This is a genomic window from Neglectibacter sp. X4, from assembly GCF_009917365.1.
Taxonomy (GTDB): Bacteria; Bacillota; Clostridia; order Oscillospirales; family Acutalibacteraceae; genus Acutalibacter.
On the sequence record NZ_QWLE01000119.1, the window covers coordinates 1 to 3,222 of the forward strand.

Annotated in this window: 2 protein-coding genes and 1 pseudogene; 1 reads left to right on the plus strand and 2 read right to left on the minus strand. The window is 57.5% G+C overall.

All coding sequences use genetic code 11. From position 1 onward, the window contains the following. Positions 1-78: 78 nt before the first annotated feature. Positions 79-330, minus strand: a pseudogene (locus D1841_RS16815) (recombinase family protein); the annotation flags it as partial. Positions 331-478: 148 nt separating this feature from the next. Further along, positions 479-1,738, minus strand: a complete 1,260-nt coding sequence (locus tag D1841_RS16820) for a chloride channel protein (protein WP_347564045.1) — start codon at positions 1,736-1,738, stop codon at positions 479-481. Between the two features lie 431 nt (positions 1,739-2,169). On the opposite strand from D1841_RS16820, the gene D1841_RS16825 reads away from it, so the two are divergent. Continuing rightward, positions 2,170-3,135: an AraC family transcriptional regulator gene (locus D1841_RS16825; RefSeq protein WP_160644812.1), complete on the plus strand. Its 966-nt coding sequence runs from the start codon at positions 2,170-2,172 to the stop codon at positions 3,133-3,135. Positions 3,136-3,222 lie beyond the last annotated feature (87 nt).

A 3,222-nucleotide genomic window follows, 5' to 3' on the forward strand; every position in this document is an offset into this window, starting at 1 on the left:
CGAACAGATTTCCTCGTTACATAGGAAAGAGAATGAGGACAACGGAATGTTCCTCAAAAACCCCCTTGTTTTTACCTTTCTGCACAGGCGGTCTATGCTTTTTATGTAAAGCAAATCCCCTGGGCGCAGTTTCTTTACCAGCCTTTTGTACTGCGGGCGCTCAAAATCTTTGCCGGACTGCTTGTCCATAAATATATTGGGGGACGGTACAGACTTGATGCTTAGCGCCGCAACCTGCCTTTCCTCGTTCTGTTCTGTGCTGGAAACCCGCGCGTAGCCATATGTTTTCAAAACCAATCCGTTCCTTCCCACTGTAATGATATTTTGCATCAAAAGCATAACAAGCGAAAGAAAAAAGCCAGCCGCCAGATTACATTAAAAATCTGGCGGCTGGCTTTTAAAGATGCCGTCAAAATTTGCGGCGCAAAACAAAAAACACAATCAAAAACTCTGTACTATGCCAGATTGGCCCCCCTCTTCATCGGGCGTTCATTTCAATATCCTCCTGCCGCACCTTGGAGAAGAGGATTATCTGGCTGCCGTAAAGCCCGAAATAGCCGGAAAGCACGTAGGCCACAGCCACAGCCACGGCAAAGGGCGCAATGTCCCCTGGGGAGAAAAGCTCTACAGCCAGGAAAACCGAGGCCAGGGGGCAGTTCACCACAGAGCAGAACAGGGCCGTCAGCCCAAGAGCGGCGGAAAAACCTGGATCCAGGCCCAAAAACGGCCCTGCGACACAGCCAAAGGTAGCGCCGATGAACATGGTGGGCACAATTTCCCCGCCCTTAAACCCCGCCCCCACGCACAGGGCTGTGAGCAAAAGCTTTAAAAGGAAGGCAAAGCCCGGAACGCTCCCTTCCATGGCGGCGTTTATCATGTGCCCCCCTGCCCCGGCGTAATCGTAGAGGCCGAAAAGGGTCACTGCCGCCGCCATTACAGCCCCGGCGGCGGTGACGCGCACCAGGGGGTTGGGCATCCACTTTTCCAGCAGGTGCCCGGCCATATGCACGCAGGTGCAGAACAGGATGCCCAGCCCCCCGCACAGGGCGGCAAGCCCTGCCGCCTGGAGGGCCGTCACAGGGCTGAAGGCCGGCGCCGCCCCTATTGTGAAGGCCATAGGCTTTGTCCCCATAAACTTTGCCAGAAAGGCGGCAGTATAGGAAGAGAGCACGCAGGGCAGCAAGGCGTTATACCGCATGGATCCAACCCGCAGCACCTCCAACACAAACACCGCCGCCGTAAGGGGGGTGCCGAAAAGGGCGGAAAAGCAGGCGGACATGCCGCACATAGTCAGCACCTGCACATCTTCCCGGTCAAAGCGGAGGGCCTTGCCGAAATTGCACCCTATGCTGCCTCCAAGCTGCAGGGCCGCCCCCTCCCGCCCTACAGACGCGCCGCACAGGTGGGAAAGCAGGGTGCCCATAAAGATGAGGGGCGCCAGCAGGAAGGGCACATGGCCCTCTCCCCCCGCGGCCTTGAAAATCTCGTTGGTGCCCACCGAAAAGCCCACCCGGCACAGCTTATAGAGCAGCCATGTCAGCGCCCCTGCCCCGGGCAGCAGCCAGAGTATCCACCCCTGCTCCATGCGCAGCTCTGTAACAGCGTCAATGGCATTGTGGAAAACCGCCCCAACCCCGCCGCACACCGCGCCCAGGGCCACCGCCGCCAGCACCCATTTGCAAAACGCCAGCATGTACCGGCCCAGGTTCCCTGCTGTCACCTTTGTCTCCCGCTTCACGCAAGACCACCTCTCTCCCGCTGTTCCAGCACGCTTTTCTGTCAATCCCGCATCTTACCTTTGAGAATACCACATCCAGCCGGAAAAGGCAAGGAGAAAACGGGCCATACGCAAAAAGCCCCGGGCGCGTTCCCAGAGCTTTTTGCGTATTAAAACATCCCCATACGAAAAATACAGGGAGGCCGCATCCGTCCTGCGGCCCCCAAAATTAAAGGAAGTGCATTACCTCTTATACACTGTGTTATACAGAAAGCGAACGCCCTCCGCTCCTTCCTCCCTTATGGATTTCCTGGAAGCTTCAGGCTATTTCGTTGTATTTAGTATACGCTGAAAAAGCCCTTGACGCTTTCACAAAAGCGGCATATACTAGTACAAAAGCGAACACCCGCGGAGAGCCCCGCGAAAAATGCGGAAGGAAGGAGCACGCTGTTATGATAAAACGCACGCCCATGCTGCAAAAAAATCCCTCTATGAACCTGGACGCCCAGAGGCGGGAGCTTACCGAGGACATCCCCCACTTTTTCGACCTGATTGTAAACGATGTCAGCGGGCCATACCGGGGCTGCCATCCTTCCGCCGTCCCCTCCCACTGGCACCCGGAGATGGAGGTTTTCCTGCTGCTGGAGGGCCAGGCCCAGATGGGCATTGGGGACAAGCTCTACAGCATTTGCGCCGGGGACGCTTATTTTATCAATTCCGGGGCGCTGCACTCCTTTGCCTTCACCCAGGGAGATTCCCAATACCGTTCCTTCCTGTTCGACGCCGCCATTGTGGCTGGATCCCCCGGCAGCGTGTTCGACACCATATATGTGCGCCCGCTTATAGAGCAAGGCCCGGCTGTGATAAAATTTTCCCCCGGCCCGGAGGACAAGGCTTTCTTTGAGGACTTCCGGCGGGTTTTCGAGGCCTGCCAGGAGGAGCCTCCGGCCTATGAGTTTCTGGTGCGGGAGGCCCTGTCCCGCATGGTGCTGCTGGCAAGGCAGCGGGGCCAGGTGGCCCCCTCCCGGCAGGTGGCGGAGGTGCAGGAAGACCGGGTGAAGGCCATGCTTAAATGGATGGAGGAGCATCTGCGGGAGCCTGTCACCTTGGGGGACATTGCCGGGCAGGTGAACATCTGCCCCCGGGCCTGCCAGAAGGCCTTCCAGCGCTACCTGCACTGCAGCCCCATGGAATACCTCCAGCGCCGCCGGGTTTTTGCTGCCGCCGAGCGCCTCTCCCTGACAGACGAGCCTGTTACCGCCATTGCCCTGGACTGCGGCTTCTCCAGCCCCAGCTACTTTGCCAAGCAGTTTAAGGCCCAGACAGGCAGCACCCCTATGGAATACCGGGCCGCTGTCCGGCAGTCTATGGAGTCTGGCGCCGGCAGCCCGCCGCCCCCCTCTGAAACTGCAACTTGAAAAAGGCGTTTTTCTTAGATAGTGTCTACACAAGGTGAGAGGATCGTGATAGAATGGAAGCATCATATAAAAGACAGGAGAGAAAAA